The 26,288-nt window shown below is 72.5% G+C and carries 28 protein-coding genes and 1 tRNA gene; 17 read left to right on the top strand and 12 right to left on the bottom strand.

Annotated elements, in window-relative coordinates:
• Window positions 1-100: 100 nt before the first annotated feature.
• Entirely contained in the window at window positions 101-625 is a 525-nt protein-coding gene (locus tag FK530_RS05765) for a DUF4333 domain-containing protein (protein ID WP_158645030.1), read from the top strand.
• On the opposite strand, the gene FK530_RS05770 is transcribed toward FK530_RS05765, so the two are convergent.
• Window positions 626-2,134, bottom strand: coding sequence for a carboxyl transferase domain-containing protein (locus FK530_RS05770; protein ID WP_146486057.1), 1,509 nt, complete (start codon window positions 2,132-2,134; stop codon window positions 626-628).
• A 66-nt stretch (window positions 2,135-2,200) separates the two neighbouring features.
• On the opposite strand from FK530_RS05770, the gene FK530_RS05775 reads away from it, so the two are divergent.
• A complete protein-coding gene (locus FK530_RS05775; RefSeq protein WP_269434147.1) occupies window positions 2,201-3,010 on the top strand; it encodes an aldo/keto reductase in 810 nt (269 codons plus the stop codon).
• 257 nt (window positions 3,011-3,267) lie between these two features.
• Here FK530_RS05775 and FK530_RS05780 read toward each other — a convergent pair whose 3' ends face one another.
• The gene (locus tag FK530_RS05780) at window positions 3,268-4,359 is read right to left on the bottom strand and encodes an NAD(P)-binding domain-containing protein (protein WP_146486061.1); all 1,092 of its coding nucleotides are present in this window, start codon (window positions 4,357-4,359) and stop codon (window positions 3,268-3,270) included.
• A gap of 23 nt (window positions 4,360-4,382) precedes the next feature.
• Between FK530_RS05780 and FK530_RS05785 the strand changes: the two genes are divergently transcribed.
• Genes FK530_RS05785 through FK530_RS26860 form a run of 4 tightly spaced genes read left to right on the top strand, consistent with a single transcriptional unit; the run spans window position 4,383 to window position 8,056 of the window.
• Entirely contained in the window at window positions 4,383-5,117 is a 735-nt protein-coding gene (locus tag FK530_RS05785; RefSeq protein ID WP_146486063.1) for an enoyl-CoA hydratase, read from the top strand.
• A gap of 7 nt (window positions 5,118-5,124) precedes the next feature.
• Window positions 5,125-6,219, top strand: coding sequence for an MBL fold metallo-hydrolase (locus tag FK530_RS05790; RefSeq protein WP_231706528.1), 1,095 nt, complete (start codon window positions 5,125-5,127; stop codon window positions 6,217-6,219).
• A gap of 10 nt (window positions 6,220-6,229) precedes the next feature.
• Complete coding sequence (locus FK530_RS05795) at window positions 6,230-6,445, top strand: antitoxin (RefSeq protein WP_146486065.1); 216 nt, start codon at window positions 6,230-6,232, stop codon at window positions 6,443-6,445.
• Window positions 6,446-6,475: 30 nt separating this feature from the next.
• Window positions 6,476-8,056: a VWA domain-containing protein gene (locus FK530_RS26860; RefSeq protein ID WP_146486067.1), complete on the top strand. Its 1,581-nt coding sequence runs from the start codon at window positions 6,476-6,478 to the stop codon at window positions 8,054-8,056.
• A 15-nt stretch (window positions 8,057-8,071) separates the two neighbouring features.
• On the opposite strand, the gene FK530_RS05805 is transcribed toward FK530_RS26860, so the two are convergent.
• A tRNA-Arg gene (locus FK530_RS05805) sits at window positions 8,072-8,145 on the bottom strand.
• Between the two features lie 82 nt (window positions 8,146-8,227).
• Between FK530_RS05805 and FK530_RS05810 the strand changes: the two genes are divergently transcribed.
• Both FK530_RS05810 and FK530_RS05815 read left to right on the top strand, forming a co-directional pair.
• Entirely contained in the window at window positions 8,228-9,370 is a 1,143-nt protein-coding gene (locus tag FK530_RS05810) for a metallophosphoesterase (RefSeq protein ID WP_146486068.1), read from the top strand.
• Window positions 9,371-9,388: 18 nt separating this feature from the next.
• Window positions 9,389-9,823, top strand: a complete 435-nt coding sequence (locus tag FK530_RS05815) for a DUF2510 domain-containing protein (protein WP_231706510.1) — start codon at window positions 9,389-9,391, stop codon at window positions 9,821-9,823.
• Here FK530_RS05815 and rnhA read toward each other — a convergent pair.
• On the bottom strand, window positions 9,820-10,263 hold the full coding sequence (gene rnhA, locus FK530_RS05820) for a ribonuclease HI (RefSeq protein WP_146486069.1): 444 nt from the start codon (window positions 10,261-10,263) through the stop codon (window positions 9,820-9,822). The two genes, FK530_RS05815 and rnhA, sit on opposite strands and share 4 nt — an antisense overlap.
• Window positions 10,264-10,350: 87 nt before the next feature.
• Here rnhA and FK530_RS05825 point away from each other — a divergent pair, with 87 nt between their 5' ends.
• Entirely contained in the window at window positions 10,351-10,950 is a 600-nt protein-coding gene (locus tag FK530_RS05825) for a pyridoxamine 5'-phosphate oxidase family protein (protein WP_146486070.1), read from the top strand.
• A gap of 9 nt (window positions 10,951-10,959) precedes the next feature.
• Here the strand turns inward: FK530_RS05825 and FK530_RS05830 are convergent, their stop codons facing one another.
• On the bottom strand, window positions 10,960-11,994 hold the full coding sequence (locus FK530_RS05830) for a hypothetical protein (protein ID WP_146486071.1): 1,035 nt from the start codon (window positions 11,992-11,994) through the stop codon (window positions 10,960-10,962).
• A 153-nt stretch (window positions 11,995-12,147) separates the two neighbouring features.
• Here FK530_RS05830 and FK530_RS05835 point away from each other — a divergent pair, with 153 nt between their 5' ends.
• The gene (locus FK530_RS05835) at window positions 12,148-12,771 is read left to right on the top strand and encodes a TetR/AcrR family transcriptional regulator (protein WP_146486072.1); all 624 of its coding nucleotides are present in this window, start codon (window positions 12,148-12,150) and stop codon (window positions 12,769-12,771) included.
• Window positions 12,768-13,526: a precorrin-6A synthase (deacetylating) gene (gene cobF, locus FK530_RS05840; protein ID WP_146486073.1), complete on the top strand. Its 759-nt coding sequence runs from the start codon at window positions 12,768-12,770 to the stop codon at window positions 13,524-13,526. Before FK530_RS05835 ends, cobF begins: the two co-directional genes overlap by 4 nt.
• Before the next feature lie 24 nt (window positions 13,527-13,550).
• Here cobF and FK530_RS05845 read toward each other — a convergent pair whose 3' ends face one another.
• The 5 genes from FK530_RS05845 to FK530_RS05865 form a co-directional block, all read right to left on the bottom strand.
• On the bottom strand, window positions 13,551-14,303 hold the full coding sequence (locus FK530_RS05845; RefSeq protein ID WP_146486074.1) for a S1/P1 nuclease: 753 nt from the start codon (window positions 14,301-14,303) through the stop codon (window positions 13,551-13,553).
• An 84-nt stretch (window positions 14,304-14,387) separates the two neighbouring features.
• A complete protein-coding gene (locus FK530_RS05850) occupies window positions 14,388-14,651 on the bottom strand; it encodes a hypothetical protein (protein ID WP_146486075.1) in 264 nt (87 codons plus the stop codon).
• Window positions 14,652-14,715: 64 nt separating this feature from the next.
• The gene (locus FK530_RS05855) at window positions 14,716-15,636 is read right to left on the bottom strand and encodes a sterol desaturase family protein (protein ID WP_146486076.1); all 921 of its coding nucleotides are present in this window, start codon (window positions 15,634-15,636) and stop codon (window positions 14,716-14,718) included.
• A 53-nt stretch (window positions 15,637-15,689) separates the two neighbouring features.
• Window positions 15,690-16,355 carry a helix-turn-helix transcriptional regulator gene (locus FK530_RS05860; RefSeq protein WP_146486077.1) on the bottom strand — a complete coding sequence of 222 codons (666 nt, stop codon included), beginning with the start codon at window positions 16,353-16,355 and terminating at the stop codon, window positions 15,690-15,692.
• A gap of 3 nt (window positions 16,356-16,358) precedes the next feature.
• Window positions 16,359-17,111, bottom strand: coding sequence for a 3'(2'),5'-bisphosphate nucleotidase CysQ (locus FK530_RS05865; RefSeq protein ID WP_146486078.1), 753 nt, complete (start codon window positions 17,109-17,111; stop codon window positions 16,359-16,361).
• 22 nt (window positions 17,112-17,133) lie between these two features.
• Here FK530_RS05865 and FK530_RS05870 point away from each other — a divergent pair, with 22 nt between their 5' ends.
• The 3 genes from FK530_RS05870 to efeB all read left to right on the top strand — a co-directional run bounded on the left by FK530_RS05870 (window position 17,134) and on the right by efeB (window position 21,361).
• Window positions 17,134-18,006 carry a DNA-formamidopyrimidine glycosylase family protein gene (locus FK530_RS05870; RefSeq protein WP_146486079.1) on the top strand — a complete coding sequence of 291 codons (873 nt, stop codon included), beginning with the start codon at window positions 17,134-17,136 and terminating at the stop codon, window positions 18,004-18,006.
• Window positions 18,007-18,072: 66 nt separating this feature from the next.
• Window positions 18,073-20,106, top strand: a complete 2,034-nt coding sequence (gene efeU / locus FK530_RS05875; protein WP_146486080.1) for an iron uptake transporter permease EfeU — start codon at window positions 18,073-18,075, stop codon at window positions 20,104-20,106.
• Window positions 20,096-21,361, top strand: coding sequence for an iron uptake transporter deferrochelatase/peroxidase subunit (efeB, locus tag FK530_RS05880; protein WP_231706511.1), 1,266 nt, complete (start codon window positions 20,096-20,098; stop codon window positions 21,359-21,361). Before efeU ends, efeB begins: the two co-directional genes overlap by 11 nt.
• A 214-nt stretch (window positions 21,362-21,575) precedes the next feature.
• Here efeB and FK530_RS05885 read toward each other — a convergent pair whose 3' ends face one another.
• A complete protein-coding gene (locus tag FK530_RS05885; protein WP_146486081.1) occupies window positions 21,576-22,196 on the bottom strand; it encodes a DoxX family protein in 621 nt (206 codons plus the stop codon).
• A gap of 229 nt (window positions 22,197-22,425) precedes the next feature.
• Between FK530_RS05885 and FK530_RS05890 the strand changes: the two genes are divergently transcribed.
• Window positions 22,426-23,223, top strand: coding sequence for a hypothetical protein (locus FK530_RS05890; protein ID WP_146486082.1), 798 nt, complete (start codon window positions 22,426-22,428; stop codon window positions 23,221-23,223).
• Between the two features lies 1 nt (window position 23,224).
• Here FK530_RS05890 and yczR read toward each other — a convergent pair whose 3' ends face one another.
• Window positions 23,225-24,673: a MocR-like transcription factor YczR gene (gene yczR, locus FK530_RS05895; RefSeq protein ID WP_146486083.1), complete on the bottom strand. Its 1,449-nt coding sequence runs from the start codon at window positions 24,671-24,673 to the stop codon at window positions 23,225-23,227.
• Between the two features lie 61 nt (window positions 24,674-24,734).
• Here yczR and yczE point away from each other — a divergent pair, with 61 nt between their 5' ends.
• Window positions 24,735-25,496, top strand: coding sequence for a membrane protein YczE (gene yczE / locus FK530_RS05900; protein ID WP_231706512.1), 762 nt, complete (start codon window positions 24,735-24,737; stop codon window positions 25,494-25,496).
• Window positions 25,415-26,152, top strand: coding sequence for an SDR family oxidoreductase (locus FK530_RS05905; protein ID WP_146486084.1), 738 nt, complete (start codon window positions 25,415-25,417; stop codon window positions 26,150-26,152). The genes yczE and FK530_RS05905 overlap by 82 nt, the downstream gene beginning before the upstream one ends.
• Window positions 26,153-26,288: the final 136 nt, after the last annotated feature.

The following is a 26,288-nucleotide window of genomic DNA, read 5'->3' on the forward strand; positions in this document are numbered from 1 at the left end:
ACACGGCTCACTCTCGTATTGAGATCGCAACCGGTCCGTGATTCAATAAACACAATTCACGTGTGGTGAAGACGGAGTTTAGTCACGGAAACGAGTGATGATGGGTCTGCGTGCAGCGGCGGTGGTCGTCGGCGGAGCCGGCGTCGCGGTGGCCGCGTGCTGGACGATGTTCGCGCCCGCGGAGATCGAGCAGTCGCAGGTCGAGACCGGCACCCTCGCGAAGGTGGCTGCGGCGCCGTCGGACGCGCTGCACTGCGACGGCGGACTCAAGGCCCAGGTCGGCGCGGCGCAGTCCTGCGTCCTCACCCGCGGGGGCGAGCGGTTCGCCGTCGCGCTCAAGGTCACGGACGTCGACGGGGACCGGGTCAACTGGGACTCCACCATCGACGGCGCGCCGCTCTCGGGGCGGCGGGTGGCCGTCTCGGAGCTCGAGCAGCGCACGCGCGAGGTCCTCTCCCGCCAGCGCCCCGTCGATGCGGTGACCTGCGCCGGCGCGCTCCCCGGCACCGTCGGCGCCCGGCAGAGCTGCGCGATGACCGCGAGCGGGCACCGGCACGACGTCACCGTGACCGTGACGACGGTCGATTCCGCCCGCGTGCAGTGGGGTGTCAGCGTCCGCGACTGATCACCGGCCGCCGAGGAACCGGTAGCGGTCCAGCCGGCGACTGATCCGGATCGGATCGGGGATGAGGGAGAGCTCCGCGAGGGCGTCGCTCACCGCGAGGCCCACGCGCCGGGAGAAGTCCGTCGGCTCGTCCGCCGCGTTCGGCCGCTCCGGGATCACCCGGTCGACGATGCCGTCGGCCAGCAGGTCGGCCGCGCGGATCCGCTGCCGCTCCGCCATCTCCGCGGCATGATCCGCATCCCGGTACATCACCGCGCTGGCGCCCTCGGGCGGCAGCGGCGCGAGCCAGGCGTGCTGCGCGCACAGCACCCGGTCGGCGGGCAGCATCGCGAGCGCACCGCCGCCCGTGCCCTGGCCGAGCAGGACCGACACCGTCGGGACCTTGAGCGTGACCAGGTCGGACAGGCTGCGGGCGACCTCGCCGGCCAGCCCGCCCTCCTCCGCCTCGGGGGACAGCGCGGCGCCCCAGGTGTCGATGACCAGTACCAGGGGCAGGTTCAGCTCCGCGGCCAGCCGCATGCCGCGCCGCGCCGCGCGCAGCGCCGCGGGACCGAGCAGGGGGAGCGCGGCGCCCTCGGCGCGGGTCGTGTCCTGACCGACGACGACGCAGGGATAGCCCTGCACACGAGCCAGGGAGAGCAGCAGCGTGTGGTCGGTCTCGCCCTCTCCGGTGCCCGAGAGCGGCAGCCTGTCCGTGGCCGAATGCCGCAGGAAGGCGCGCACGCCGGGACGGTCGGGCTCGCGGCTGATCCGCACCGAGTCCCACGCGGGGGTGCCGTCGTCGGCGGCGTCGAGTTCCTCGCGCACCCCGAGGTGCGGCGCCAGCGGATCGGCGTCCTGCGCCCCGGCGAGCACGCGCAGCGTCCGATGCGCCAGGAGCCGCACGAAGCGCAGCGGCACGACCCCGTCGATGAGGCCGCGCTCGAAGAGGTGCTCGGCGGTCTGCACGCCGTCGGGGAAGGGCTCGCCGTGCAGGGCCTCGTAGACCCGCGGGCCGAGGAAGCCGATCCGCGCGCCGGGCTCGGCGATGGTGACGTGGCCCAGGGAGCCCCAGGACGCGAAGACCCCGCCCATCGTGGGATCGCGCAGGTACACCAGGTAGGGCAGGCCGGACTGCTTGTGCAGGGTGACGGCCGCCGAGATCTTCACCATCTGCAGGAAGGCGACGGTGCCCTCCTGCATCCGCGTCCCGCCCGACGTGGGCGTCGCCAGCAACGGCAGCCGCAGCGCGGTCGCCCGCTCGACGGCGGTGACGATCCGCTCCGCCGCGGCGACGCCGATCGACCCGCCGAGGAAGGCGAAGTCGCACGCGATGAGCGCGACGCGCTGGCCGCGGATGCGTCCCTCGCCCGTAATCACCGCCTCGTCGTGATGCGAGCGTTCCCGCGCCCGCTGCAGGGCGGCGGCGTACTCCGCGTCGGGCGCGACGTCCGGCAGCGGGCCGTCCCAGCTGGTGAAGGTGCCGCGGTCGAGGATCGCATCGATGAGGTCCTGCGCCGTGATCGCCATGGAATTCAGGTTACTGGGAACACCGAGCGGTGCGGACGCGTTGTTCGGGCCATGACCGTACCGAATGTGAAGCTCAATAACGGAACCTCGATCCCCCAGCTCGGCTTCGGCGTCTGGCAGGTGCCGGACGACGGTGCGCGCGACGCCGTCGCGGAGGCGCTGCGCGTCGGATACCGGTCCATCGACACGGCCAAGGTCTACGAGAACGAGGCCGGCACCGGTCGCGCGATCGCCGAGAGCGGTCTCGCCCGCGACGAGGTCTTCCTCACCACCAAGCTGTGGAACTCGGACCAGGGCTTCGACGAGACCCTGCGCGCCGTCGAGGGCTCGCTCGAGCGGCTCGGCACCGACTACGTGGATCTCTACCTCATCCACTGGCCCGTGCCCGAGTACGACCGCTTCATCGACACCTTCAAGGCCTTCCAGCGGATCCGCGACGAGGGGCGCGCGAAGGCCATCGGCGTCAGCAACTTCCGGGTCGAGGACCTGCGCCGCGTCATCGACGAGACCGGCGAGACCCCGGCCGTCAACCAGATCGAGCTGCACCCGGGGCTCCCGCAGGACGAGCTGCGCGCCTTCCACGCCGAGCACGGCATCGCCACCGAGGCGTGGTCGCCGCTGGGGCAGGGCGAGTCGCTCAAGGCCCCCGCGGTCACGGAGATCGCGACGGCGCACGGCGTGACGCCCGCGCAGGCGATCCTGCGCTGGCACCTGCAGCTGGGCAACGTCGTGATCCCCAAGTCGGTGACGCCCGCGCGCATCGCCGAGAACTTCGACGTCTTCGGCTTCTCGCTGTCGGATGACGAGGTCGCCCGCATCAGCGCGATCGAGGGCGAGCGCATCGGCCCGAACCCCGCGGAGTTCAACCTCCGCTGATCGTCGTCAACCCCGGGTGCCGCGCCGCGGTTCCCGGGGTTCGACGGTGCCTCCCGCCCGACTCTCGGATTCCGTCCGATTCGGACCTGCCTCTCCTGCGACGCCCGCGGATGCCGGCGTCTGATCGGGGAGATGGCGTGCGGCAGGGAGGCGTAGGCGATTCGTGCGGATTCGGCGCCGAGCCTCGCAGAGCCCTTCGAAAGGTGATGCGCGGTGGATCTGTTCACACCGGACACGATCCGAGATCCGCCCGCACATCAGTCCCGGCTTCCCCCAGGCCCCGCCGGACTCGCCAAAACCTCGGCGATCGCCCGCGCCGCCTCCCGCCCTGCGCGATTCGCGCCGATCGTCGATGCGGACGGGCCGTAGCCCAGCAGGTGCAGGCGCGGCTCGCCGGCGACCTCGGTGGCCAGTCGTCCGGTCATGACGATGCCGCCGCCGGGGGAACGCAGGTTCAGCGGCGCCAGGTGGTCCATCGAGTAGCGGAAGCCGGTGCACCACAGGATCACGTCCGCGGCCACCTGCGTGCCGTCGGCCAGCAGCGGACCGTCGGGCGTCAGGGCGCGGAACATCGGCTGCCGGACCAGGATCCCCGCGTCGATGCCGGCGCGCATCGCGGGCGTCAGCGGCAGGCCCGTCACCGAGACGACCGACCCGGGCGGCAGTCCCGCCCGCACCCGCTCCTCGACGCGCGCGACCGCGCGGCGGCCCTTGTCGGGGTCGAAGGGCGTGTCGTCCCACTGCACCTCGCGGCGGGTGAACCACATCGTGCGAGCGACCGCCGAGATCTCGAGCAGCAGTTGCACGGCCGTGATGCCCGCGCCGACCACGGCCACCGTCTTCCCGGCGAAGGGCTCCGCGGTCCGGTAGTCGTGCGCGTGCAGCTGCGTGCCGCGGAACGACGCGGCGCCGCGCACCGTCGGCCAGAACGGGCTGTCCCACGTGCCGGTGCTGTTGATGACCGCGCGGGTGCGGTACTCGAAGGGGCCCTCCGCGCCGTGCCCGGCGACCAGGAAGCCGCCGTCGGTCCGCGAGACCGAGGCGACGTGGGCGGGCCGGTGCACGTCGATGCCGAACCGCTTCTCGTACTCGCCGAAGTACTGCGCGACGCCGGTGGAGGCCGGAATGTCATCGCATTCGGTCCCGAGCGCGTCCTGCAGACCCCAGCCCGGCAGGTCGTGCACGCGGTTCGCCGCACGGAGCGTCAGGGAGGGCCAGCGCTGCCGCCACGCGCCGCCCGGGCCTGAATTGTGATCGAGCACAATCGAATTGTCGATCCCGAATCTGGGAAGGAAATAAGCGGCCGACAACCCGGCCTGGCCAGCACCGACCACGACGACATCCTTCACCCCCGTAGCGTAGATTGCGGGCCATGATTGGTTACACGCTGGAGGAGAAGGTCGCCGTCATCGAGTTCCAGCGCCCCGAAGCGCGGAACGCCCTCAACCCCGAGATCATGGACGGCCTCGAGGCGGCGTTCGATCGCGCGGAGGCCGACGGGGTCTTCGTCATCGTGCTCACCGGCCAGGGCACCGTCTTCTCCGCGGGGGCGGATCTGCGGTCCGGGGCCGTGCTCGACAAGACCTTCATGGAGCGGGTCATCCGGTTCTACCGCCGGGTGGAGTCGATGAAGCAGATCGTGGTCGCGGCGCTCAACGGCCCGGCCGTCGGAGCGGGCGTGCAGATGGCGATGGTCGCCGATCTCCGCGTGCTGGATCCCAGCGCGACGATCGCGATCCCCGCCGCCAAGCTGGGTGTCACCATCGACAAGTGGACGCTGCGACGCCTGGAGGATCTCGTCGGGGGCGGTCACGCCCGCGGCGTGCTCATGGCCGCGCAGAAGATCGGCGCCGAGAAGCTCGCCGAGCTGGGCTTCGCCAACGCCATCGGCGACCGTGAGGCGGCGCTCGAGTTCGCGCGCGGTATCGCCGGGCTGGCACCGCTGTCGCTGCAGAACTACAAGGCGCTCTTCAAGTCCGACGTCGCGGTCGAGCCGCTCACCGAGGCCGAGGAGGCCCGCCTGCACGCGGTCTGGGACTCCGAGGACCTCAAGGAGGCCATCATGGCCCGGATCGAGAAGCGCGAGCCGCGCTTCCAGGGCCGCTGACGTGCGCCTGAGGACCGCCGCGACCTTCGTCGCGGGCGCCGCAGCGGGCGTGACCGGCGCCTCGATCGCGCGCGCCGCGCGGGGCCTGCGCCGCTCCATGGGCGCGCGGGTCGACACCGTCTACACCAATTCCGACCCCGACAGCCCGCACGAGCGGTTCGACGCGGGCAAGATCGCGCGCGGGGTCATCGGACGGGCCCGGCACGGCCAGGGGCGGCCGGCGAACCCGATCCCACTGGTCGCGGTGCCCGCCCCGGAGCGGGCGTCCGACCTCGCCGTCACCTGGTACGGGCACTCGTCGGCGCTCATCGAGGTCGACGGTTTCCGCGTCCTCGCCGACCCGGTCTGGGGCGAGCGGGTCTCCCCGTCGCCGACCATCGGCCCGGCCCGTCTGCACCCGGTCCCGGTCGCGCTCAGCGCGCTCCCCGAGATCGACGCGGTGATCATCAGCCACGACCACTACGACCACCTCGACCTGCCCACGATCGAGGAGCTCACCCGCTCCCGCGACGTCGTCTTCTGCGTCCCGATCGGCGTCGGTGGGCACCTGCGCGCGTGGGGCGTGCCCGACGAGCGCATCGTCGAGCTGGACTGGGACCAGGCCCACGTGCTGCAGCGCGACGGGCGCAGCCTCAAGGTGGTGTGCACCGAGGCCCGGCACTTCTCCGGCCGCGGCCTCACCCGCAACTCCACGCAGTGGGCGTCCTGGTCGCTCGTGGGCCCGGACCACGCCGTCTTCTTCGGCGGCGACACCGGCTTCACCGAGCGGTTCAAGCTGGTCGGCGACCACTTCGGCCCGTTCGACCTCACGCTGCTGCCGATCGGCGCCTACGATCCGCTATGGCCTGACGTGCACACCAATCCGGAGGAGGCCGTCGCGATCCACGCGATGATCGCCAAGCCCGGCGCCCCGCTCGTGCCGGTGCACTGGGCCACCTTCAACCTCGCCTTTCACGATTGGTCCGAGCCCGTCGAGCGGCTCCTCGCCGCCGCTGAGGAAGCCGGGGTCACCACGATCATCCCCATGCCGGGCGGTCGGGTCGATGGTGCCCCGGGCGGGATCATCGCTGGTACAGCCGACTGGTGGTCGACGGTCCGCTAGCCTGGCACGCATGGATTTCAAGAACCTCGTCAACAAGGCCAAGGAAGCGCTGGGCAAGAACCCGGCAGTCATCGACAAGGCCGGCGACTTCATCGACGGCAAGACCGGCGGCAAGTACGCCTCGCACGTGGACAAGGCGCAGGACGCCGCGAAGAAGTTCGCCGGCGGCCAGCAGGGCCAGCAGGGGCCCCAGGACCAGCAGGGTCCGCAGGGTCAGCAGCAGTAACACACCTTCAGAAAGGGCGACACTGCTCTCATGGGTCGTCATTACGCGCCGGGTGACTCGGCGCCGGAGAAGCCGCGCGGGCGCAACCTCGCGCGGCTTCTGCTCGGGGCCGCGCTGGTCGCGGTCCTCGTGGCCGGGATCGTCGCCATCGTCGGCGGGAAGTTCGCGGGCTGCGGGGACCGGCACACCGTCACCGTGATGGCCGATCCCGCGCTCGCGCCGGCCGTGCGCGCGCAGGCGTCGCTCGCCTCCGACCCGTGCACGACGTTCGCGGTCAGCGAGGCGCCCGACCGCGAGTCCGCCGGACGGCTGCAGAGCGGCGCGGCCGATCTGTGGATCGCGCCGTCGCGGCTGCGCGCCGACGCCGTCTCCGCTCAGCTCAGCCGGGAACTGCCGACCACCGTCGTGGCCGCGTCCCCGATCGTCTTGGCGGGCACCGCGGTCCCGCAACCCGCGAGCTGGTCCGAGGCGATGACCCAGGCCACCATCCGCGCCGTGCCCGCGGACTCCCCGTACGCCGCGGCCCCCGTCTCCGCGGCCGTCGCCGAATCCACCCGCCCCGGTGGTGGCGACGATCAGGCGCTCAACGCGGTGCTCGCCCAGTACGCCCAGGCCGCCAAGCGCGTGGCCGGCGCCCCCGTCGCCGCCGCGGCTGCGGAGGGCGGCGTCGTGGTCGTGCCCGAGTTCGCCTACCTCGCGGAGAAGAAGGGCCGGGGCGACCTCGCGGCCGTCGTGCCGAAGACCGGCGCCCCGCGCGACGAACTGCTCCTCGCCGTCGCCGCCACCGGCGACCGGAAGGCCGCGGCCTCCGACGCCGGCGCGCGCCTCGCCAAGGCCTTCACCTCCGCCGACGGGGTCGCGGCCCTCGCACGCGAAGGCCTGCGCGGCACCGCCTTGGCGGAGGCACCGTCGGGCGGCGTGGGCGCGGTGACGGTCCTGCCGGACCCCGACCGCACGCGGCTCGCGCGCGCCGAGCAGGCGTACAGCACCCTCGCCGTGCCATTGAAGGCGCTCGTCGTGGTCGACACCTCCGGCTCGATGGACGAGAAGGTCGGCGACACCACCCGCATCGGGATGCTCGCCTCCGGCTTCACCAAGGTGGTCACGCAGATCCCCGACGCGAACGCCGTCGGCCTGTGGACGTTCTCGCTCGCCGCGAACGGCGGCAAGGACTGGACCGAGGTGGTGCCCACCGCGCGGCTGTCCGACAAGCGCGGCGACAAGACGCAGCGGCAGGCGCTGCTCGAGGGTGTGAACTCGCTGCCCGGCCGCGTCCGCGGCGGCACCGGGCTCTACGACACGACGCTCGCCGCGTACCGGCAGGCGGTCAAGGACTTCGACCCCGCCTACTCGAACTCGCTGATCCTGCTCACCGACGGCGGCAACGAGAAGAACGGCGGCACCACCCTCGACGAGCTCGTCGCGGAGCTGAAGAAGCTGGTGGACCCGGCGCGGCCGGTGAACATCCACACCGTCGGCATCAGCAAGGACGCCGATCTGCCGGCGCTGCGGAGGATCGCCGACGCCACCGGCGGCACCGCCCAGTCCGCCGACTCGGAGCAGCAGATGCTCGCCGATTTCGTCAACGCGGTCGCCAAGCGTGCGAAGTGACGCGCGCCGATCCGGTGCCCCCGACAGGAATCGAACCTGCGACCTGATCTTTAGGAGAGATCCGCTCTATCCGACTGAGCTACGGGGGCGTGCGGCACGAGTGTAGCCACGGGGAGCCCGCCGGGTACATTCGGATGTCCGAGTTTGCATCATCATGAGGGGGAGACGCGCGTGCCCACCGGCGTCATCGTGGTTCTCATCGTCACCCTGGCGTCGCTCGCCCTGCTCCAGCGGCGGGTCGTGCGTCACTGGCGCGCGCGCCCGGCCCGGATCGCCGGCACCCTCGCCGTGGTGGTCGCCGCGCTCCTCACGCTGGCCACGCCCGTCGGCCTGCTCGCGGGCAACGGCCGGATCGATCCCGACCGCGTCCGCTGGATCAGCGCCGTCGGCCTCACCTGGCTCGCGACGGTCTTCTACCTGCTGCTCACCCTGCTGGTGCTGGGGCTGCTGTGGGTGCTGAGCCGGCTGGTCCGCCTCGTCCGTCCCGGGTTCGACGGTGCGCCGCTCCGTCGCGCCGTCGCGCTGGTCGGCGTGGTGGGGGCCGTCGGGGCCACGCTGTACGGGCTGGTCGAGGCCGCGACGCCGCGGGTCACGCACACGCCGGTGAGGCTCGCGTCGATGCCGGCGGCGTTCGGCACTCTCCGGGTCGCGCTGATCACCGACATCCACGCCGGTCCGGTGCGCACGCGGTCCTTCGTGCAGGGCGTCGTCGACCGCGCCAACGCCGAGAACCCCGACGTCGTGATCCTCGGCGGCGACCTCATCGACGGCACCGTCGCGCAGATCGGCGAGGACCTGGCACCGCTGCGCGGGCTGCGCGCGCCGTTCGGCGTGCTGGCCGTGACCGGTAACCACGAGTACTACGCCGGCGACGCCGTGAACTGGGTGCAGCGGTGGCGCGACGTGGGCGTGCGGCCGCTGGTCAACGAGGCGGTGCGCCTGGAGCGGGGCGGCGCCGCGGTCACCGTGGTCGGCGTCAACGACCGCAAGGGCACCGCGCCGCTGGCCGTAGACTACGACGCGGCCTTCGCCGGTGTGGACCCGGCGGGGTTCGCGCTGGCCGTCGCCCACGAGCCGCTCCAGGGGCGCGAGTTCGCCGCGCGCGGAGCCGATCTGCAGGTGGCGGGGCACACGCACGGTGGCCAGCTCTGGCCCTTCCGGTACTTCGTGAAGCTCCAGCAGCCGGCACTGCAGGGACTCGAATCGGTCGACGGCATGCCCGTCTACACCAGCCGCGGCGCCGGTGCCTGGGGGCCGCCGGTGCGCGTCGCAGCGCCGCCCGAGATCGCGATTCTGGAGTTGAGCGCGGCCTGACCAGCGCATGATCGGTGCATGGTCGGTCGGATGAAGGTGCGCGCGAGTACCGACGTCGGCCCGCTGCGCGTGAGCGTGGCCCCGGCGGCGCGGCGGCGCACGCCCGTTCGGAGTGCGTCCCGCCGCGTGCCCGTGCTGAAGCTGCCCACTGCCGTTCCCGCGCGACTGCCCCTGCCACGCAGGGCGGAGCTGCCGCCGCCCGTCGCGCCCGCGGGCTGGTACCCCGATCCGGCCGGCTCCACGCGGATGCGCTGGTGGGACGGCGCGAAGTGGACCCGACGGTTCGCCGCGCCCCAGGCCGTCGCGACCCGCGTCACCGCCCGGGTCGCCGATGCGCCGCCGAAACTGCGGCCGGCCCGCCGCGGTCGCGTTCCGAAACTCGGGTTCTTCGACGGTCCGAAGCCGAATCCGCCGTCGGTGCCCCGCAGAACCCGACGTTCGGAACGGGGCTAGGAGTCGCGCGCCTCCTGGGCGCCGCGGGAGGCGAGCTGATCGGCGAGCTCGTTGCCCTCGTTGCCCGCGTGGCCCTTGACCCAGCGCCAGTCGATCTCGTAGAGAGCGGCGGCCTTCTCCAGGCGCTGCCACAGTTCGGCGTTCTTCACGGGCTGCTTGGCGGAGGTCTTCCAGCCGTTGCGCTTCCAGCCGGCGATCCACTTGGTGATGCCGTTCTTGACGTACGAGCTGTCGGTGTACAGCACCACGGGCATCGGCCGCGTGATCGCCTCGAGCGCCGAGATCGCGCCCATGAGCTCCATGCGGTTGTTCGTGGTGTCCTTCTCGGCGCCGTACAGCTCCTTCTGGTGCTCGCCGAAGCGCAGTACCGCGCCCCAGCCCCCGGGCCCGGGGTTCCCCAGGCACGCGCCGTCGGTGTAGATCACGATCTCGTCCGCCACCCGGCCATCGTAGTCGGGGCGCACGCGGTCACTCGTCCCCACATTCCCGGGGACGGACGACCGCGCACCGCGGCGTATGTTCGGGACGTGCCGAACAATCACTACCATCACCTGGTCTTCGGCGACGAGGCTCTGGAACGGCAGCGCCGCAACGGAAGCTACGTGGCCTACGGCCGGCAGCTCGAGCGCGGCGACGACGGGCCGCAGCCCCTCACGGACCGCGAGCTGCTCATGATCTCGCGCGCCGATCAGTTCTGTCTCGCCACCATCACCCCGCACGGCTGGCCCTACCTGCAGTACCGCAGCGGCCCGGCGGGATTCGTGCAGCACGACCCGGAGACGGGGCGGCTCGGCTTCATCGACCTGCCGGGCAACAACCAGTTCGTCACGCTCGGCAACCTGGCGGAGGACGACCGCCTCGCGATGTTCTTCGTCGACTACCCACGCCGCGTGCGGCTCAAGGTCTTCGGTCGCGGGACGGTGCGCGAGAGCGAGCAGCGGCGCGTGATCGAGGTGGCCGTCGAGGCCTACGACTGGAACTGCCAGCGCAGCATCATCCCGCGCTTCGACCGCGACTACATCAAGCAGCTCGGCGCGGCCTATCAGAAGGTCGCCGCGGAGCGCGAGGCGGAGTTGCAGGCCGAGATCGACCGGCTGCGCGCCCGCGTCGCCGAGCTGGAGGGGTGATCGGGCGGCTCAGGGCTGCGTGGGGCTGTCGAACCGCGGGTCGCGGCGGGGGAGCGCGTCGGTCTCGGGCTTGGGCGAGACCCGCACGGGGCGGGGCGGCCGCTTCACGACCTGGGTGTGCTGCTCCGACGGCGTGGGCGGGCCCGGCTTCGGCGGTACCGCGCCGGGCCAGTTCCGGTCCCACTCGGGCTGCGGTCGGCGCTGCGCGACCGGCGCCACGGCGGTGCGGGCCTGCGCGTCGGGGACCGGGTCGGGCAGTGGAGGCGGGGCCTGCGGCGGTGCGACGGGGCGGGCCCAGCCCGGGTCGGCCTGCGGGAACCGCTGGTTCGACGGTGCCGGCGCCGCGTGCTGTGGAGCCGGCGGTGCTGCGGGCGCGGGCGCTCCGGGACGCGGCGCTCCGGGGATCGGGCCGCGGGGCACCTGTGCGGCGGGCCCGTAGGGCGATGCCGGGAGTTGCGGTGCCTGCGCCGGCTGCCCGACGGTGGCGGGGGCGGACCGTCGGGCACGATCCAGGAGGACCGCGCCGAGGAGCAGGGGCAGCGCCGCGATCCACACGACCGGCGGCCCGACGGAGGCGGCGGTGTCGACCTGCAGGGTGAAGCCGCCGACGGACACCGGCTGCGAACCGACGGGGACGAGCTGCGCGTAGAGGCCCAGGGCGGCGCCCAGGACGCCGCAGGCGAGCGCCCCCCAGGCGCCGACGGCGCGCCAGGTGGCAGGGCCGAAGGCCGCCGCGGACGCGGCGACCACGGCCGCGACGGCGATCGCGATCGCGGCCCACCCGCCCCACGCGACGTCGTTCGGCACGGAGGAGGAGACGTCGAGGTTGTCGTACGCGGGCATGGTGACGGTGCCGATCCCGTTGATCCGTGCCTCGATCTCGGAGGGCAGGCCGCCCAGCCGGGCGACGTCGGGCAGCGGCGCGGTCACTCGGTACCAGGTGACGAAGACCGCGGCGACGAGGCCGACGGCGCCCGCGACGGCGAGGACGAGCCCGGCGATCCGGGACGCACCGGATGCGGGCGCGGGCGGTGAATCGGGCATTGTGGACCTCCTACGACGTGATGCCCGCAACGCTAGGCGCCGACGGTTGGCGGTCGCTTAAAGTCCGGCTGAAGCCGACGCTACCGACGGGTACACTGAGCCGATGACACAGCGACGCCAATTCTGTCCCACAGGGACGGCGGGGACGGCCGGATGACCGTGGCGCTGCAACCGACGGACGATCCCAAGGGGCGCGCGCGGACCCGTCGGCGGCTGATCCGGGCGGCGTACCTGGTGTTCGCGCAGCACGGCTACGGCTCGACGAACGTCACCATGGTGTGCGAGGCGGCCGGCTTCACCCGCGGTGCCTTCTACTCCAACTTCACCAGTCTCGAAGAGCTGTTCATCGAGGTCTGGCGGTTCCACGTGCAGTGGATCATGGACGTGATGGCGAAGGTCGTGGACACCTACGTGGTGCAGGGCGCCGATTACGGCAAGCTCATCGAGATGGCCGTCCGCGCGATCCCGGTGAACGAGCGCTGGCAGCGCGTGAACGGCGACTTCGTGGCGCTGTGCACCCGCACCCCCGAGCTGAACCAGACGGTCCGTGATGCGCAGCAGATGCTCCTCGCGAACATGATCCCCACGGTCATGCACGTCCTCGAGGCCGCCGGTCGCCGGGTCACGGCGCCCGAGGCACTGGGCTACGCCCTGCTGGCCGTGCACGAGGGCACCGCGTCGTACTGCGTGATCGACCCGACGAACGAGACCCTCAAGCAGAACCGCATCGACCTGCTCACCGCCACGCTGAACATGTACAGCGAGCCGATCGCGTGACCCGCACGGCGCTGGTCATCGGCATCGGCGCCGGCGACCCGGGGCACATCACCGTGGGCGCGATCGAGGCGATGCGCGCGGCCGACGCCCTCTTCGTCCTGGACAAGCCGAACGCGGGCACGCTCACCGGGATCCGGCAGGAGATCGTCGACCGGTACGCGCCCGGCGTCCCCGTCGTGCTGGTGCCCGACCCGCCGCGGGACCGATCCGCCGAGCGCGGCGCCTCCCGGCCCGACGGTGCCTACACCGCCCACGTCTCGGACTGGCACGACGCCCGCGCCGCCGCGCTGGCCACCGCGATCGTCGAGCACGTCCTCGAGGGCGGGAGCGCCGGCTTCCTGGTGTGGGGCGACCCGTCGCTCTACGATTCGACGCTGCGGGTCCTCGAGCGGGTGGCCGCGACGGTTCCGCTGGTCCCGCGGGTGATCCCCGGCATCACCAGCGTGCAGGCGCTCACCGCCGCGCACGCGATCCTGCTCAACCGGGTGGGCGAGCCGATCCACATCACCACCGGCCGGCGCCTGCACGAGGACGACGGTCGCAACACCGTGGTGATGCTCGACGCCGATTGCACCTTCCGGGCGACCGCCGAGCCCACGGACCACATCTATTGGGGCGCCTACCTGGGCACGCCCGACGAGATCCTCATCGACGGCCCCGTCGGCGAGGTGGGGGAGCGGATCGTCCGCGCCCGCGCCGAGGCGCGCGAGCGGCACGGCTGGATCATGGACGTCTACCTGCTCCGCCGGCCGTAGTCCCCCGCGCCGGCCGGGCCGCGGTCAGGCGGTGAGGACGTCGTTGAGCAGGCGGGCCAACCGGGCGCCGCCGAGGCGCAGCTGCTTCTCCAGGACGGGCGTGAACTTCGCGACGTACGCGGAGTCGATCGTCGACGACGCCGGGTACACGGTCACGGCGATGGCGCAGCTCGCCTCGGCCCAGGCCACCGGATCGGTGCTGCCGGGATCCGGCGCGGGCAGGGCGGCGACGGCGGCCGGCGTGGCGGCGGTGAGCAGGCCGGAGTCCCACAGTGCGTGCAGGTTCGTCGACCTGCCGTTGTACGTCACCGCGGTGCTGTTGCCGCCGCGGTCCCGGGCGTAGCCGGTGTGCAAGGGCTGCTCGATGTCGCCGACGAAGTGGACGAGGTACTTCAGGGCGTTCGCGCGATCGGCGCGGGGCCTGCTCCGGTCGGCGAGGATCGCGCTCTGGTTCCGGATGGCGTCGATGACGTTGCTGCCGCCGTTGCCGTTCGCCGCGGCGTCGAACCTGCAGCCGTTCTCGCCCATGTTGATGTAGTGCCACGGCGCGGTGGCGGCCGACCGCGTGTCGTCCGCCCACGACGCGACGCTCGCGAGGTTCCCGCCGTCGAGGAGGGACGCCGCCTGCGCCGCGGCCGTCGGGGTCAGCCCGGCCTGGGCGACGTCGGCGACGATCCGGTGGCCCTCGACGCCCCAGGCGGCCGCGGGACCCGCGGTGACGGTCGCCGACCCGGCGGCGAGGACGGCGGCGACGACGCTCACGGCAATTCGTTTCATGACGTAACGATCCCGCGCCGGGGCGCGCGGGGCAATCCCCGCGGCGCGGATTCGCCGAGGTGTCACGCAGCCTTCACCCGGCGGTCAGGCCGGCCAGGCGTCGAGTCGCTCCCACGTGCCGAAGCCGGGCGCGCTCGCGCGCCGGATGACGAGGCCGGTCGTGCCGACGAGGCTCCGCGGGTCGTAGTCCTCGATGTCGCAGCGCGCCGCGCCCGCGTCGACCGGGACGTCGTCGGGGAAGTGCCCGTCCACGATCACGAGCGGAGCGAGGTCGGTGAGGTCGTTGCGGACGCTGGTGCGGGCACCGTCGCTGCGTCGGAAGACGCCGGAGTTCTGTGCGGAGGTCACGGTGCTGTCCTACCACCCCCGACGGCCGGCGGCAGCGCGGACGAACCGGACCCGCGGGCTCCGGCTACCCGGTCCGCCGGCCCACCGACAGCAGCCGATCGCGCACCGTCCGGCGCGGGAGCGGGCCCATCTCGCCGCAGCCGCCGGCGGCGGTGAACGGCGCGACGAGCTGCTGGCGGTACCCCGCCGGATAGTCGGGCTTGGCGGCCATGCCGAGGTCGGCGCTGGTGAAGCGGCGCCGGCGGTCCAGCACGTAGGTGCCGAACAGGTGATCCCAGAGCAGTGTGAACAGCCCGAAGTCCACGTCGCCCGCCCCGGCCTCGCGCTGGTGATGGAACCGGTGCCCCTCGTTGAGCGCGAGCACGGACCGCAGCGGCCCCACCCGGTAGTCGGCGTTGGAGTGCTGCATCAGCAACTGCACCGCGACCATCGCGGCGAGCGCCGAGGCGACCGGCACGGGCATGCCCAGGACCAGCAGTGGCGCGACACCGCCGAGCGTCTCCAGCGTCTGGTGCAGCGGGTGCTTCATCAGCCCGTTCAGCCCGTAGCAGCGGGTCACGCTGTGGTGCACCGCGTGCAGCCGCCACAGCCAGCCGTACCGGTGGCTCGCCATGTGCACCGCGGTGATCCCCAGATCGGCCACGAGCACCGCGAGCAGCACCTGCGCCCAGAAGGGCAGCGCGTGCGGCCACCACGAGCCCGGGCCGCGCACTGCCGCCACCAGCGGGATCACCGCTAGCGAGGCGAGCATCAGCGACTCGTTGACCAGGACGTGCGCCACGTCGCGGCCCGCGTCGTCGTGGGAGTGGTTCCAGGCCCGCTCGTACGGGATGACGCGCTCGGCGGCGAAGGACAGCGCGATCGCGGCCAGGACCACGCCGATCAGCGCGATCTTCGGGGCGCCCGAGCCGGCGAGCGCGATGACGGTGCCGTTCACGCCGACGAGCATGAGCAGGGGATAGCCGTAGCGGAGCAGGTTCTTCATGCCGTCCACCCTCGCGCCGACACCGGCCCCGGGGCTTGTACGGATCGATCGGATCAGCCGAGGGCGGCCAGCAGCTGCTGCGGCGACAGGCCGAACATCTCCCGGCACACGCGGCTGGCGTGCGCCCCGTCCGCGAAGCCGGCGGCGTGCGCGGCGTCGGTGATCGACGCGCCGGCCCGCACCCGCTCGGCCATCGCGCGCAGGCGCGACCAGCGCACCCACGCCGGGAAGGCGAGGCCGAGGTCGCGGCGCCACAGCCGGCTCAGATGCGATGCGGAGACGCCGATCTCGGCCGCCACCGCCGTCAGGGACACCGCCTCCGACCGTCGCCGCTCCACCGCGTCCAGCGCCGACAGCACGTACGGGTGCACGGGGCGCAGGCCGTCGCGCGCGGTCGCCAGGTGCCGCAGATCGGCCTCAGTGGGCGTCTCGGGCAGCGCCAGCGGCACCGCCGCCGGATCGAGGTACACGGTAAGGCCCGTCGCATCGGGCGACACGGGCCCGACGGCGTGCTCGGTCCCGGCGGGGATCACTAAGGCCGACAGACCCTCCCGGACCTCGGGCGGACCGTCGGGCGGCCAGACGGTGACGGTGACCGTCCCGGAGCGCAGCGCGAGCAGCTGCCACGCCGCGTGCCGGTGCCGCCCGGTCGTCCCGACGGGGCCGTCGTAGGCGAGGGCTCCGACGCCGAGGTGCACGGACCCGGTCCAACCGCTCATGGGTCAGTTCAGCGCCGAGAGCACCTTCTCCGCCAGCTCGGGACGGCAGACGACGAGGTCCGGGAGGTAGGGGTCGGGGTTGTTGTACGTGAGCTCGGAGCCGTCGAGGCGCGAGCAGTGCAGCCCCGCGGCCCGCGCGACGCCGACCGGCGCGCAGGAGTCCCACTCGTACTGGCCGCCCGCGTGCAGGTACACGTCGACCTGCCCGGTGACGACGGCCATCGTCTTCACTCCCGCGGAGCCGAGGGAGACGGGCGTCAGGCCCAGCTGGTCGGCGACCCGGAACATGCCGGGCGTCGCGCGACTGCGCGACAGTGCGAGGTTCCCGGTGAGGGCGCCGGCGGGAGCGGTGACGGTGTCGGAGCGGAAGACCTTGTCCATCGCGGGCAGCGAGACGGCGCTGTGCACTGGCTGGCCGTTCTGTGTGAGCGCGACGTGCACCGCGTAGTCCGGACGGTGCGCCGAGTAGTCGCGGGTGCCGTCGAGCGGATCGATCACCCAGACCCGCTCGGCGGAGAGGCGCTCCGCGGAGTCCGGGGCCTCCTCGGAGAGCACGGCGTCCTGGGGCCGGTACCGGCGCAGCACGCGGGCGATCCACGCCTGCGCGAGCCGGTCGCCCGTGTCGCCCAGCACCCCGTCGTCGAGCAGTGAGCCGTGCCGGATGGCCTGCAGGATCCGACCGGCACCGTCGGCGATCTCGGCGGCGAGCTCGATGTCGGACAGGGCGCCACCGTCGGAACGGCCGAAGAAGGTCATACCCCCACCCTAGAGTGGGGTCATGCCGGAGCTTCCCGAGATCACCGCGATCGCGGACTACGTGGGCGCCAAGGCCGTCGGCACGCAGGTCCGGCGGGTCGACGTGGCGGCGCTGTCCGTGCTCAAGACCTACGCGCCGGGCCCGCACGACCTGGTCGGGGCCACCGTCACCGGAACCCGCCGGATCGGCAAGTACTTCGTCCTGGACCTGCGCCGGGGCGACGAGGCCCTCGCCCTCGTCGTGCACCTCTCGCGGGCCGGGTGGCTGCGCTGGTCCGACAAGCTCTCGCCGACTCCGCTGCGGCCCGGCGGCAAGTCGCCGATCGCGCTGCGCGTGCACGTGGGACCGGAGGGGGAGGGTTTCGATCTCACCGAGGCGGGCACGCAGAAGCGGCTCGCCGTGTGGATCGTGCACGACCCGCAGGAGATCGAGATGGTCGCGACGTTGGGCCCCGACGCGCTGGCCGTCACCCGCGACGAGTTCGGCGCGATCCTCGCCGGATCGCGGGCGCAGCTCAAGACCCTGCTGCGCGATCAGCGCACCCTCGCGGGCATCGGCAACGCCTACTCCGACGAGATCCTGCACACCGCGAAGCTCTCGCCCTTCGCCGCGGCCAAGTCGCTCGACGACGCGCAGGCCGACGCCCTGTACGCGGCGATGCGATCCGAGCTCGAGGACGCGGTCGAGCGGTCCGTCGGGCAGCACGTCGCCACGCTCAAGGCGGAGAAGCGCTCGGGGATGAAGGTGCACGCCCGCACCGGCAGCCCGTGCCCCGTCTGCGGTGACACGGTGCGCGAGGTCTCCTTCGCCGACCGGTCGTTCCAGTACTGCGCCACCTGCCAGACGGGCGGGAAGGTGCTGGCGGACCGTCGGATGTCCAAACTGCTGAAATGAGCCCAAACCGCCCTGAGGTTAGGCATCGCTGCATAGTCGATTGAAGGCGTGCCTTACCTTCTAGGCATGAACTGGGGTGATGCCGTCCCGAACTTCCTCATCGGCCTGCGTGAAGGCCTGGAAGCGGGACTGATCGTGAGCATCCTGCTCGCCGCCGTGAAGAAGTCGGGCGGTTCGCGGGTGCCGGTGTGGTTGGGCGCGCTGGGCGCGGCCTCGCTGTCGGTGAGTTTCGGCGCGGTGCTGACCTTCACCACGTCGGAGCTGTCGGCCACGGCGCGGGAGGTCGTCGCGGGCACGTTGAGCGTGCTCGCGGTGCTGCTCGTGACGATGATGATCTTCTGGATGCGGCGTACGGCGGCGTCGCTGTCGAAGGGGCTGCGCGCCGACGTCGAGACCGCGATGGTGCTCGGCGCGGGCGCGCTGGTGCTCACCGCCTTCTTCGCCGTCGCGCGCGAGGGCCTGGAGACCACGCTCTTCCTGTGGACCGCCGCCCGGGCCTCGGGTGACGCGGTGGGCCCGGCCGTCGGCGCGGCGCTCGGCCTCGCGGTCGCGTTCGGCATCTGCGTGCTGCTCTACCGGCAGGCGGTGCGGCTCAACCTCGCCACGTTCTTCCGGTACACCGCCATCCTGCTCATCGTCGTGGCCGCGGGCGTCCTCGCCTACGGCCTCGGCGACCTGCAGAACGCCGGCGTCCTTCCCGGCCGCACCTGGGTCGCCTTCGACCTGTCCGGCAGCATCAGCACCGACTCGTGGTGGGTCGCGCTGATCGGGGGCATCACCAACCTCGCCCCGAAGATGACGGTGCTGCAGGTCTTCGCGTGGCTCGCCTACCTCGTGATCGTGCTGGGGGTCTTCCTCGGCACGAAGCCGGCGCCCGCGACGCCCGAGGAGAAGAGCCGGTTCGAGTCCTGGGCCGCGCGCCTCGCGGGGACGCGCACGGGCCTCGCGGCCGCAGTCGTCGTGCTGGTGCCGCTCCTCGTCGCGGGCCTGATCATCGCGGTCCTGCCGGCCAAGCCCGCCGCCGCGGGCGCCGTCACCGTCACCGAGGCGGACTGCGCCAGGGGCTTCACGGGCGCCGCCGCGGGTCAGCAGCGGATCACCGTGACGAACAAGTCCGGCAAGTCGGGCGAGATCACGCTCGTCGACAGCGGCGACGCCGTCGTCGGCGAGATCGAGACCCTCGGCCCGGCCACGACCGCCGACCTGTCCGCGACGTTGGGCAACGGCAGTTACCGGTTCGTCTGCTACCTGGCCGGCCAGAAGGAGACCCGCTCCGAGCAGTTCACCGTCTCCGGTGGCGGGGCGGACGCGCCGAAGCCCGTCGCGCGGGTGACCAAGGACGGCCTCGACGGCGCGAACGCCAAGTACCAGGACTACGTGCTGACGGTGCTCCCGGCCGTCGAGTCCGCGCTCACCCGCGTCAAGGGCGCACTGGGCGGCGGCGACACCGCGGGCGCGAAGGCGGCGTGGCTCGATGCCATGACGGCCTGGGAGAAGGTCGGCGCCTCGTACAACAGCTTCGGCGAGGCGGGCACCGCCGTCGCCGGCCTGCCCGATGGATTCGCCGACGGCGTTCGCGACCCGGAGTTCTCCGGCATCCGGCGGATCGAGTACGGACTGTGGACCGGCGAACCGTCGGCGGCGCTGACGGCGCAGGTCGACAAGACCCTGGAAGGGGTCGCAAAGGTGCGCACGGACCTGCGCACCGACGACATCGCGGGCGATCCGATCACGCTCACCAAGCGCGCGCAGGAGATCCTCGAGGACGCCCTGCGTGATCACCTCACGGGTGTCAGCGACCAGGGCGCGCACGCCGGTTACGCGGCGACCGCCGCCGACGTCGAGGCCACCCGCGCTGTGCTCCGCGTCCTCGAGCCGCTGCTCGCGCCCCGCGTGCCCGACCTGCTGCCCACGGCGCGCCGGGAGCTGGACGACATCGTCAAGGCCCTCGACGCCGTCAAGCGGCCCGACGGCACCTACCCGCCGCTCGAGCAGCCCGCGCTGGCGCTGCGGCAGAAGATCAACGGCACCGTCGGGCAGGCCCTCGAGACCCTGTCCGCCGTGCCCAACCTCCTGGAGATCCCCAAGCATGAGCGATGAGCAGATGACCGCGCCGGAGGAGTCCGGGACCGGGCGGCGGAAGTTCCTGCAGGGCGCGGCGGTCGGCGCCGTGGGCGTGGCCGCCGTCGGCGGCGTGCTGGCCGGGGGCGCGCGCAGCGACGCCGCACAGTCCTCGGGCCCGACGGTGCGCGATTCCTACCCGTTCGAGGGCGAGCACCAGTCCGGCATCCTGACGCCCGCCCCGGCGGAGAAGCAGGCCGCGCTCATGGTCGCGGCGTTCGACGTGATCGCGCCGGACCGTGCCGGACTGGAGCAGCTGCTGCGCACCATCACCGACCGGGCGCGGTTCCTCACGGCGGGCGGCACCCCGGCGAACCTGGGTGTGGGCAAGCCGCCCGCCGACAGCGCGGTGCTGGGTCCGGTGGTCCCGGCCGACGGGCTCACCGTCACCCTCGGCGTCGGGGCGTCGCTGTTCGACGACCGGTTCGGGCTGGGCGGCCGCAAGCCCGCGAAGCTCAAGCCGATGACGGTGTTCCCCAACGACCAGCCCGATCCCGCGCAGATGCACGGCGACCTGGTGCTGCAGCTGTGCGCCAACAACCCCGACACGGTGCACCACGCGCTGCGCGACATCGCGAAGCACACCCGCGGCGCGATGCAGCTGCGGTGGAAGATGCAGGGCTACGGCGCACCGCCGCGGCCCGAGGGCGCCGCCCGCAACCTCATGGGCTTCAAGGACGGCAGCGCGAACCCCGTCGGCGCGCAGGCCGAGGAGTTGATCTGGGTCACGGGTGGCGGCGAGCCCGCGTGGGCGACGGGCGGCACGTACTTCGTGGTGCGGCTGATCCGGATGATGGTCGAGTTCTGGGACCGCGTGTCGATCGCCGAGCAGGAGGGCATGTTCGGCCGCCGCCGGGATTCGGGCGCCCCGCTCGACGGCGCCGCCGAGACCGACGAGCCCGACTTCGCCGCCGACCCCGAGGGCGACGTGATCCCGATGGACTCGCACATCCGCCTGGCCAATCCGCGCGAGGGCGAGAAGACGGAGAAGCAGCGGCTGGTGCGGCGGTCGTACAACTACGACCTGGGGCTCGACATGAACGGCAACATGGCCTGCGGCCACGTCTTCCTCTGCTTCCAGCAGGACGTCGAGGCGCAGTTCGAGGAGGTGCAGAAGCGCCTGATCGACGAGCCGCTCACCGATTACGTGACGCCCTTCGGCGGCGGCTACTTCTTCGCCGTCCCCGGGGTGCGGGGTGCGGAGGACTTCTTGGGGGCCGGACTGTTCCGGTGAGCGGTGGGTGAGCTTTCTGTTGCGCGCCGTGCCACAGCCGGGTCGCTCTCACGATGTCGAGTTCCGGGGCGGTGCAGGTGTTCCAGCGCATCTGCGTCGCCCCGGAACTCGACATCCTGAAGCGCAGGCGCGATAAACGATTCCGCCGGACCCTGGGTGAGGGGTCCGGCGGCATTCGCTCTCTCGCGGCCGGTGAGTGCCGCGGCGGCGGGGACTACTTGATGAGCTTGTCCGCGCCGTCGTTCGTGCCCGTCTCCGGGTCGTAGTCGCCGAGCAGGAAGTCGCCCTCGGCGGCCTCGTCCTCGATCTCCTGGGAGACGGCCTCGGCCTGCGCGAGCGCGGCGTTGCGGCGGGCGATGGTGATCGCGCCGCCGGCGACGGCGCCGCCCAGCGCGACGGCCGCGAGCCACGGCTTGTTCAGGCGGTCGCCCAGCACGTGGTCGACGGAGAAGCGGCCGGGGCCGGTGAGGGCCAGCGCGGCGGCGGCGACGCCGAGGGTGATCGGGTACTCGTTGCCGCCACTCTGCGCGGCGAAGCCCTGCGGGCGGTGTACCTCGGCGGCGACGAGCATCGCGCCCACGCCGCCGGCCGCGGCCAGCGGGGTCGCGGCGCCGAGCGCGAGGGCGGCACCGGCCAGCTCGCCCGCACCGGCGAGGGCGGCGTTGGGCTTGCCGGGTGCGAAGCCCATGGACTCGAAGCCCTGGCCGGTGGCCTCGAGACCGTGGCCGCCGAACCACCCGAACAGCTTCTGCGAGCCGTGGTAGGCGAGCGCCCCGCCGACGGCGGTGCGCAGGGCGAGCAGTCCGAGGTCACGTGCGGTGTTGTTCTTTCCCATGGTTGGTGTCCCTTCCAGCGGAGGTCGTCGATTCTGAGGCGTACAACCGGACCGTGGTCCCGATGATTCCGGGGAGTACCCAATGTGTTCGACGTCACTGCGGATCGGTGGGCGCGGAACGACGATCCGAAGGTCACGGGGGCAATCTACGGCCTGGAATCCCGGTGTGGCGTGAGCGACCGGAGGAAATATTCGTGATCTGCTATCGATGCTCGATTACTCTTAATTCATGAGGGTGAAATCCACGGTCGTGCTGGTGGTGGCCGCAGCGATCTCGGCGTGTTCACCGGGTGAGTCGATCGTCGACACCTGGACTCCTTCTACGGCGTCGTCGACGGCATCGGCGCCGAATGCGCCCGCCGCCGATCTCGAGCGCGTGCGCGACCTCGTCGTGGGGACCTGGCTGAAGACAGAACCCACGGTCACGGTGTGGGTTCGGTACCTCGCCGACGGCACGCAGCAGACCGTGGACTTCTCCGGGCGTGTCCTCGACTCGCGCCGCTGGGAACTGATCCCTGTGGCGGTGTCGGACGGGGTGACCGTTGCTGCGGTGCAGACCGGGGGTGACCCTCGCACCCGCATGTTGATCGGCGCGATCGACTGGCAGTCGATGACACTGTCGGTCCCGGGGCGTGGGCTGAGCCACTACTTCACCCGAGTGGGCGCTTCGCCGCTCAGGGAGTGGTACAGCGGGCACGGGCGCGGACTCACGATCCGCGCCGACGGAACCGGCACCGGCTACTACAAGACTGTCTGCGACCAGAGGGGCGCGAACTGCGTCGACCGCGTGAGCTACGACTTCGCGCTGAAGGCAGTGGTGACCACGCCGCCGACCGGGCTGGCAGGTTCGGGATACGTGACCGCGGAGCAGGTGATCACAGCGGCGCGCCCATCGAGCGCCATGCCGCTCCTCACGCCCGACACGCTGCGCCTCGACCTCGAGGCCGACATCATCTCCACGGCACCGTCGTTCGACAATGCCGCGTTCTGCGGCGCCCGCGCCCGTCCCTCCGCCTGCGGCGCGTAGGTCACACGACCAGCTGCCCCGCCAGGTCCGCGTCGGCGGGGACGCCCCCCGTCGCCCGACGGTACGCCGCACCCACCAGTTCGATGGCGCGGGCGAGCTGGTCGGCGGGCAGCGAGTAGGGGATGCGGATGTTGCGTTCGAGGGCACCGTCGACCCCGAAGGCGGAGCCCGCGGCGATGCGCACCCCGAGCCCCGCGGCGGCGGCCGCGGTGGCCGTGCCGACGGGACGCGGCAGCGTCACCCACAGGCACAGCCCGCCGACGCCGGGGGAGACGGTCGCGCCGGGCAGGTGCTCGGCGACGGCCCGCAGCGCCACGGCCCGCGAGGCGCGGAGCGAGTCGAGGCGCGCGGGGAGGAAGTCCGCGAGGTGATCGAGCGCGTAGCCGGCGGCGAGCTGCTCGAAGACGGCGCCCGCGAGGTCCATGTCGTAGCGAGCCGCGGTCATCGAGTCGGGCGCGGTCTCGGTGCGGATCCATCCCACCCGGAGTCCCGCCCAGATGGTCTTGCTCGCCGAACCGAGCGTGATGATCCGGGCGCCCCGGGGCGCGACCGCGGCGACGGGCGGCGGTGCGGGTGCGTCCAGGGCCAGCTCGGCCATCGTCTCGTCGACGACGACGGGCACCCGGTACCGCGCGGAGATCTCGCCGAGCCGCCGTCGCCCGGCCTCGTCGAGGAGCAGGCCCGTCGGGTTGTGGAAGTCGGGAATGGTGAAGATGATCCGTGGATTCTGCTGCTTGACCACGGCTTCGAGCTGGTCGAGGTCCCAGCCGTGCTCGGGGTGCAGCCCCACGGCGACGGGCCGCGCGTTGTGCCGGCGGATCGCGAGGATGGTGCCGTGGTGCGTCGGCTGCTCGATGAGCACGCGATCGCCCGGATGCACCAGCGTGTCGAGGACGACGCGCAGCGCGTGCTGCGCGCCGGAGGTGACGAGCACCTGCTCGGAATCGGTCGGCAGGCCCCGGTCCGTGTACCGCCGCGCGATCGCCTCGCGCAGCGCGCGGACGCCGCCCGGGTACAGGCCGATGCCCGCGAGGTAGGGCGGCGCGCATTCGAGGGCGTGCCGGTAGCCGTCGTGCACGATCTGGTCGGGGGCCGACGGTGCCGCGATGTTCAGTCGGATCAGGTCGGCCTCGGGACCGGTGTCCGCGGGCTCGGCGGGGACGGAGTGCGGCAGCGTGAGCACGCTGCGCGCGCCCTGCCGGGACTGCAGGTGGCCGCTGTCGCGCAGTTCGGCGTAGGCGGTGGTCACCGTCGTGCGGCTCACCTCCAGGTGGGCGGCGAGCGCGCGCTCGCTCGGGAGCGCGGTCCCGACGGGGACCCGCCCGTCGAGCACGAGCAGGCGCAGCGCCTCGGCGAGCGCGAGGTAGGCGGGCCGCGGACCGTCGGGGCGCCAGGAGCCGAGCTGACGGGTGAGGGCGGCCGCCCCGACAGTGCCAGTTGAGGGGAACACGAGGCCAGTATCTCAGAACTGGCTATGGATTGCCATGCCACTTGGCAGCAGAGTGGGTGCCATGATGATTCGACTCGGGAAGCTGTTCGTCGGCCTGTGGCTGTACGGGACCGCGATGGTCGCGATCCTGCGCGCGGGCCTGGGCAACATGCCGTGGGACGTCCTGCACCAGGGCCTCGCGGAGAAGATGGGCCTGTCGGTCGGCGTCGTCTCGATCATCGTCGGCGCGCTGGTGCTGCTCCTGTGGGTCCCGATCCGGCAGAAGCCCGGCTTCGGCACCGTTGCCAACGTGATCGTCATCGGCGTCGCCTTCGACACGATGGCGCCCCTGTTCCCCGAGAACCCGGCGCTGGTCGTCGCGATCCCCATGATGCTCGGCGGCATCGTGCTCAACGCCTTCGCGACGGTGCTCTACATCGGGGCGGGCATGGGCCCCGGCCCGCGCGACGGCCTGATGACGGGCCTGGTCGCGCGCACCGGCGGGTCGGTGCGCGTGGTGCGCACGTCGATGGAGGTGCTCGTGGTGATCGCGGGCTTCCTGCTCGGCGGCACCCTCGGGATCGGCACGGTGCTGTACGCGGTGGGCGTCGGCCCGCTGATCCAGCTCTTCGCGCGCACCGGTCTCGGCGGCCCGGCGCTGGCCCGCGGTGGCGACGCCCACGGCGCGCGGACCCCCGACGGCGACGCGCGCGGCCCCGTCGGCGACGGCCCCCGGCCCGACGGCGTGGCTAGGGTGGGGGAATGCGGATCCTCATCACCGGAGCCAGCTCCGGTCTCGGCGAAGGCATGGCTCGGACGTATGCGGAGCGCGGCGAGGACGTAGGGCTCCTGGCCCGCCGCCTCGACCGGCTCGAGGCCCTGCGCGCCGAACTCGCCTCGTGCCCCAAGGCGGGCGCCGTGGAGATCGGCCGGCTCGACGTGACGGATTTCGCCGCCGTGCCCGTGGCGATCGCGGACGTGGTCGGGCGGCTCGGCGGGCTCGATCGCGCCATCATCAACGCGGGCATCGGCAAGGGCGCGCCGCTCGGCACGGGCAAGGCGCACGCGAACCTGGAGACCGTGCAGACCAACCTCACCGGCGCGCTCGCGCAGGCCGAGGCGGTGCTCGAGGTCTTCCGCGCACAGGGCCGCGGCCACCTGGTGCTCATCTCGTCCATCGCCGGGCAGCGCGGCATGCCCAAGGCGCAGGCCGCGTACTCCGCGAGCAAGGCGGGTCTCACCGCACTGGGCGAGGGGCTGCAGGCCGAGTTCGCGGGCAGCGACATCACCGTCACCGTGATCAAGCCGGGCTTCATCGAGACCGACATCAACAAGGGCGTGAAGACGTCCATGAAGTCCTCGCTCGACGACGGTGTGAAGGCTCTGGTCAAGGCGATCGACCGCGAGCCCAAGGAGGCCGCCGTCCCGTCGTGGCCGTGGACGCCGCTGGGCGCCGTGCTCCGTCACGCACCCGACGAGCTCACCCGCCGCTTGATCTGAGCCGACGGTCCGCTGCCGTCTCACCCGTTCGGCGTAGGGGTCCAGCCCTGAGGTGAGGCCGCCGAACCCGGGGGTTCGGCCCGGATGTGCCGCGACCTCCTCGTCCCTAGCGTTAGCAGGGACGAAAGGTGGTGCG

This window comes from Tsukamurella conjunctivitidis (assembly GCF_007858475.1).
GTDB lineage: Bacteria > Actinomycetota > Actinomycetes > Mycobacteriales > Mycobacteriaceae > Tsukamurella > Tsukamurella conjunctivitidis.

Coding starts and splice junctions, on each gene's coding strand:
- FK530_RS05765 (WP_158645030.1), top strand. CDS start 101: ATGGGTCTGCGTGCAGCGGCGGTGGTCGTCGGCGGAGCCGGCGTCGCG.
- FK530_RS05770 (WP_146486057.1), bottom strand. CDS start 2,134: ATGGCGATCACGGCGCAGGACCTCATCGATGCGATCCTCGACCGCGGC.
- FK530_RS05785 (WP_146486063.1), top strand. CDS start 4,383: ATGATTGGTTACACGCTGGAGGAGAAGGTCGCCGTCATCGAGTTCCAG.
- FK530_RS05795 (WP_146486065.1), top strand. CDS start 6,230: ATGGATTTCAAGAACCTCGTCAACAAGGCCAAGGAAGCGCTGGGCAAG.
- FK530_RS26860 (WP_146486067.1), top strand. CDS start 6,476: ATGGGTCGTCATTACGCGCCGGGTGACTCGGCGCCGGAGAAGCCGCGC.
- FK530_RS05815 (WP_231706510.1), top strand. CDS start 9,389: ATGGTCGGTCGGATGAAGGTGCGCGCGAGTACCGACGTCGGCCCGCTG.
- FK530_RS05830 (WP_146486071.1), bottom strand. CDS start 11,994: ATGCCCGATTCACCGCCCGCGCCCGCATCCGGTGCGTCCCGGATCGCC.
- FK530_RS05835 (WP_146486072.1), top strand. CDS start 12,148: ATGACCGTGGCGCTGCAACCGACGGACGATCCCAAGGGGCGCGCGCGG.
- FK530_RS05845 (WP_146486074.1), bottom strand. CDS start 14,303: ATGAAACGAATTGCCGTGAGCGTCGTCGCCGCCGTCCTCGCCGCCGGG.
- FK530_RS05855 (WP_146486076.1), bottom strand. CDS start 15,636: ATGAAGAACCTGCTCCGCTACGGCTATCCCCTGCTCATGCTCGTCGGC.
- FK530_RS05860 (WP_146486077.1), bottom strand. CDS start 16,355: ATGAGCGGTTGGACCGGGTCCGTGCACCTCGGCGTCGGAGCCCTCGCC.
- FK530_RS05865 (WP_146486078.1), bottom strand. CDS start 17,111: ATGACCTTCTTCGGCCGTTCCGACGGTGGCGCCCTGTCCGACATCGAG.
- FK530_RS05870 (WP_146486079.1), top strand. CDS start 17,134: ATGCCGGAGCTTCCCGAGATCACCGCGATCGCGGACTACGTGGGCGCC.
- efeU (WP_146486080.1), top strand. CDS start 18,073: ATGAACTGGGGTGATGCCGTCCCGAACTTCCTCATCGGCCTGCGTGAA.
- efeB (WP_231706511.1), top strand. CDS start 20,096: ATGAGCGATGAGCAGATGACCGCGCCGGAGGAGTCCGGGACCGGGCGG.
- FK530_RS05885 (WP_146486081.1), bottom strand. CDS start 22,196: ATGGGAAAGAACAACACCGCACGTGACCTCGGACTGCTCGCCCTGCGC.
- FK530_RS05890 (WP_146486082.1), top strand. CDS start 22,426: ATGAGGGTGAAATCCACGGTCGTGCTGGTGGTGGCCGCAGCGATCTCG.
- yczE (WP_231706512.1), top strand. CDS start 24,735: ATGATGATTCGACTCGGGAAGCTGTTCGTCGGCCTGTGGCTGTACGGG.
- FK530_RS05905 (WP_146486084.1), top strand. CDS start 25,415: ATGCGGATCCTCATCACCGGAGCCAGCTCCGGTCTCGGCGAAGGCATG.